At 73.8% G+C, this 791-nt stretch carries 1 protein-coding gene; it reads right to left on the bottom strand.

The window, feature by feature from the left end:
* Nucleotides 1-105 precede the first annotated feature (105 nt).
* Nucleotides 106-504, bottom strand: a complete 399-nt coding sequence (locus tag ACFXB5_RS15560) for a PPOX class F420-dependent oxidoreductase (RefSeq protein WP_385207524.1) — start codon at nt 502-504, stop codon at nt 106-108.
* Between the last annotated feature and the right edge of the window lie 287 nt (nt 505-791).

Here is a 791-nt window from a genome sequence, read left to right as displayed (position 1 = left end):
GGCGGGGGGGGGGGGGGGCTGCAGGGCCCCTCCCCGGCCGGCCCGGGCGCACCCGGCCCCCCGCCGGTGCGCCCGGGGCCCCCCCGGGCCCGGCCCCGGCCCCGGTCAGCTCACGCTCCGGGCCTTCGCCCCGGGCACGTCCTCCAGGCCCCAGCTGTACACCCAGCGCGGATGGATCCGGATGACCTCGTCGCTCAGCTGGGCGCCGAGGTCATGCGGCCCCGTGCGCCGCTCCGCCTCGCCGCGGATCTCCACCCCGCACACCATCCACGGCCGCTCGCTCACCAGGCTGTCGACGACCAGCGCCACCTTCGGATTCGTCCCGGTGTTGCGCCACTTCTTCGTCCTGCCCATGGCGTAGCCGCCGATGTCGACCGTGCCGTCCTCGTTGAGGAAGAACGCCACCGGGTTCGCCTGCGGCTGGCCCTGCGCGTCCACGGTGGCCAGCCGGCCGATCCGCTGCGATCTGAGGTAGCCCGCCTCGGGTTCGGTGAAAACAGTCATGTGATCACTGTCGCGCGGTCGCGCCCCCTACGCAGGGGACGCCCGGTCCCGGACCGGGGCCTCCCGGTGCCGGGAGCGCGCGGCCGAAACGCCGATTGGGGTGGCTGTGGGCGGTAACTCGACGCCACGATGACCCTGCGAGGCCCCCGGAGGCCCTGCGACGGTGATACGAACGAGAGAGCGGGTTGCGATGAATCAGGCCACGGACGAGTACGACGTCATCGTGCTGGGCGCGGCTCCGGGCTGCTCAACCGGATCGAGCCGTTCGCGGGCGAACTGGTCGCCGA

This window comes from Streptomyces sp. NPDC059455, assembly GCF_042750115.1.
Taxonomy (GTDB): Bacteria; Actinomycetota; Actinomycetes; order Streptomycetales; family Streptomycetaceae; genus Streptomyces; species Streptomyces endocoffeicus.
The sequence above is the reverse complement of the archived record's forward strand: the minus strand, read 5'-3'. Positions and strand labels throughout refer to the sequence as shown.